Origin of the sequence: Nocardia amamiensis NBRC 102102 (assembly GCF_001612745.1) — a bacterium.
Taxonomy (GTDB): Bacteria; Actinomycetota; Actinomycetes; order Mycobacteriales; family Mycobacteriaceae; genus Nocardia; species Nocardia amamiensis.
This window is the reverse complement of record NZ_BDBA01000107.1, coordinates 1-3,870: the sequence shown is the minus strand read 5'-3', so window position 1 is coordinate 3,870 and position 3,870 is coordinate 1. Positions and strand designations below refer to the sequence as shown.

3 protein-coding genes are annotated in these 3,870 nt (G+C 67.9%); 1 reads left to right on the top strand and 2 read right to left on the bottom strand.

Annotated features, from left to right (window positions below; translation table 11 throughout):
* Nucleotides 1–466: 466 nt before the first annotated feature.
* Entirely contained in the window at nt 467–1,786 is a 1,320-nt protein-coding gene (locus NA4_RS20180; RefSeq protein WP_245671502.1) for a lipase family protein, read from the bottom strand.
* Nucleotides 1,787–1,910: 124 nt separating this feature from the next.
* On the opposite strand from NA4_RS20180, the gene NA4_RS20175 reads away from it, so the two are divergent.
* The gene (locus NA4_RS20175; RefSeq protein WP_067471990.1) at nt 1,911–2,498 is read left to right on the top strand and encodes a TetR/AcrR family transcriptional regulator; all 588 of its coding nucleotides are present in this window, start codon (nt 1,911–1,913) and stop codon (nt 2,496–2,498) included.
* A gap of 279 nt (nt 2,499–2,777) precedes the next feature.
* Here NA4_RS20175 and NA4_RS20170 read toward each other — a convergent pair.
* Nucleotides 2,778–3,870: Dyp-type peroxidase (locus NA4_RS20170; RefSeq protein WP_067471992.1), on the bottom strand; the 1,093-nt coding region annotated here is incomplete at its 5' end.

The following is a 3,870-nucleotide window of genomic DNA, read 5'->3' as shown; positions in this document are numbered from 1 at the left end:
GGGCATGCGAGATCCGTGTCGTCTGTCTATTGCCCCGGCCCGTCGCGCCGGCCGGCATCGGGAATGCGCACCGAGTCGATCTGACGGCAGGGTCACCGAAATCACGGTGGCGGTGAGCCAACTCCGACATTCGACCCTCCCTTCACAATTCCGAGCTAGCGAACGAACAACTGGAACAGTGCACCGAGGTCGATGCGATGGCACCGAGCCGACGGCTGCGACAACCGCGGAAACCTTCAGCAGAACAGTGGGTGAATCTCGCCGGCTTCGCACAGGGCTATGCGATCGGCTCGGCCAGTGCGGCCACCGGCGCGGGCTGGACCTGAGGCCGACCCGCGCCGGGCAGCGGCACCACCTCATCTGCGACGAGCCGTGCTCGGCTCGAGCGATGCGCGGGGCCGTACATCCGATTGGGATACTGACGGTATCGGAGCTGGTCGGCCCTGCGCAAACCGGGCCTGCCGGACTACGGCAGAGCCCCGCAGTTGCTCGGGGCGGGCTCGCCCGCGAGTCGAGCGGTTATCCAGTCCTGCGAGGTCCTCAGCGAGGGGAAGAAGGCCAGCACGTGCGTCGCCCGCAATCCCGTGATGATGCTGGGAATATCGGCGTTCGAATCCAGCTGGACCGTTGTCCCGCCGCCACACCACCGTGCGGCCATGTCGCGGACGGGCGGATACGGCGCTCCCTCGTCGTTCGGGCTCGAGGCGATGAGCACGGGCACCGACGGGGCGAGCGAGCCGACCCGCTGTTGGTCGAATGCCGCTTTCAGCGCCGGGGACCGATCGATCACGACGGTGAGAGGTTCTCCGCTCGTTGTCCATTGGGACGTGAACTGATGCAGCTGGGCGAGTCCGAGCGGAACGGCGCATTTGTCCTGGGCTTCGCGCAGGATCGCCTTGCCCGTGTCGTTGAGTTCGGCGTCGAGCACCGCGCGGGTTTCCGGGTAGTTGGCGGCGATGCCGTTGAGTATCCAGGCGAAGGCGGGCCCCATGGCGGCTCGGCCGTCGTTATGTCCGATGAAGTACTCGTCGTCCACCACCGGCCCGCCGACGTAAGCGCCACGCACGTTCAGTTCGGGGGCGTAGCTCGGTTGCAGTTCGGCCGCGCCCCCGGAGGCCATGCCGCCCTGCGAGTAGCCGTACAGAATGACCGGAGCATTGGCCCCTAGGCTGGTGCCGGGCAGCTGCAGCGCGGCACGCGCCCCGTCCAGTAGCGCGTGAGCTTGCGCTTTCCGGTTCAGAAAGTCGTGCACCGCGGGCGTGCCCAGGCCGTGGTAATCGGTCACCATGACCGACATGCCGCGGGCCAGGAGCGTATAGATCGCCAGCACGTCGTATTCGACGATCAGGTCGAGCGGCGGCTGATACTGGACGAACTGCGCCAGCAACTTCGAGGGCGCGCACTGATCGCCCTGTCCCTTCGTGCCGACCGCGTAGGAGACCAGGGGGCGTTCGCCCGGGCCGGTCCACGGCTGTGATGCCTCGAGATACGTTCCCACCACCGCGGTAGGTGCGTCGTGGGTATCGCTGCTGACGTACATGACCCGCGTCGCCGTCGCCGGGATCGCTCCGGGCCCTCCTGGGACCGACAGCGCCAGACGCGACGGTTCGGTGCGGATGATCGCGCCGGGCGCCGACGAAGGCAGCGGCACCGGCGGCAGGTAGAAATCAGCGGCGGCTTCCGCAGCCGGCTGCGTCCATGCGTGTGGTGCAGAGATCGCGCCGCCTCCGACCACGAGGAGGGTTCCCGTCAGAGCTGCGGCGACTTTGCCTATTCGGCTCCTCACGATTCGATCCTTCCTGCGATTTGGGATACCGCTGGCATCTACAATCGGATACTGAGAGTATCTGAAGGGATATCGGTTGTCTGCGAATCAGGATGAGAATCGGCGGCTTCACGCATATGGGCAGGTGGAACGGCCGACTCGAGCCCAGAGCCAGGCGCAGACGCGCGCGGTGTTGATCTCCACCGCCAAGCGCCTGTTCCTGGAGGAGGGCTATCAGGCCACGAGCATCGATAAAGTCGCCGAGGCCGCGGGTTTCACCAAAGGGGCGGTGTATTCGAACTTCCGCACCAAAGACGAGCTGTGTTTGGCCGTGCTCGACGAAATTCACGGCGAACGTGCGGCGGAGGTCGCCGACATTGTTGCCGCGCCCACGACCGCTGATCGTCTGCGACGGCTCGCGGAATGGGCCGAGCGGGTCATCGGTGATCCGAACTGGACCCAGCTGGAATTGGAGTTCACTGTGCAGGCGCGGCGCAACGGCCAGCTGCGCGGCGAACTCGCTACCCGGCTCGGTGCCATCGTCAGCATGATCGGCACGGCCCTGAAGACGACCGATGAAGTCGATACCCAGGTGCCGACGGCCGAAGCCGCCGTCGCTGTGCTGGCGCTCGGTGTCGGGCTCGGCCTGTTCCGGACGATCGATCCCGGCATTCCGGTCACCGGAATGATCTCCGCGCTGCGCGCGATCGCCGGACTGTCTCCGGACAGCTGACACCGCCACTGGATATCCGGGATCTCCGGCCTGAAACGCCAGGTGTGCTCGCGCCCGACGGTCAGCGCGCGAGCACGGCGCGATCAGCCGAGGATCAGAGCGACCTCCGTGGTGACGGCCGGGACGTGAGCACCGCGTCGAAGGCGTCGGTCACCGGCGTCGGCAGGGTTGGAGTGCCTGCATCCGCAGCGGCCGCCGCGTCGGCGCCGCAGTCAGTGCGAGTCGGTCGGCGCGACGATCACCTGACTGCGGCCTCGCACGCAGGGCGCCCGACGCAAATCAGGCCTCGAACAGCGGCTGGCCGAGATAGCCGCCCTGCGACGGTACCCCCGGCGGTATCGCGAACACCGCGGATCCGATCGGTGTGGTCCAGACATTGAGTGCGTCGAACTCCGCGAGACGGCGCTGGACCGGCAGGAACTGGGTGTCCAAGTCGCGTTGGTAGGCGGCGAAGAGCAAGCCCGAGTTGGAGATCCGGCCGGGCGCGGGCGCGTCGTCGTAGTTGTAGCCACGCCGGAGGAACCGTTCGCCGTCGTGCGTGTGATGGGCACGAGCGATGTGCGACGACGGCGGGATGACCGGAATGCCGTTCGCGTCCGCGGCCGTGAAATCCGGCTCGTCGAACTCGTCGGTCCCGGTCAGCGGTGCGCCGTTGGCGATGGTGCGCCCGACGGTGAGTTCCCTTTCCTCCTGGTCGATTTCGTCCCACGTGTCCAGCGTCATCGCGATCCGCCGCAGCACACACGAGGTGCCGCCGGCCAGCCACGCCAGGGTTGCGCCGTCATCCCACACCAGGCGCGTGAACTCGGGGGTGCCCGGCGCGAGATTCGCGGTGCCGTCCACCTGGCCCATGAGATTGCGCGGCGTCTTCCCGGGCGCGGCATCGCGGAATCCGCGCTGCACCCAGCGCACGCCGACCAAAGAGGACACGCTCCGGCACAGTACGCGCACCGCGTGCGACACCGTGGTCACCTCGTCGGCGCAGATCTGCAGCAGCAGATCGCCGCCGGTCCAGGCCGGTTCGAGCCGGTCGATCGCGAACGGCGGCAACGGCCGCAGCCAGGACGGCCGGTGCCGCTCGAGGCCCGACACTTCGAACACAGCGGGCCCGAAGCCCACTGTGACAGTGAGCCGCGCCGGACGCCGGGCGAGGTCTGGTTCGGTGTCGGCGAGGGCGGGGCGGCCCTGGGTGAGCCGGGCGGCGTCGTCGGTCCAGATCTTCAGCATCCCGACGATGTCGTCGCGCCGCGTGCCCGGCTTCAGATCGAACGCGACGAACGCCGCGTGCGACTGTGGGGCGGTGGCGATGCCCGCTTGGTGCGGTCCGTAGAACGGTACCGTCGCGACCTCGGGCGCCATTCCGGATTCTCGC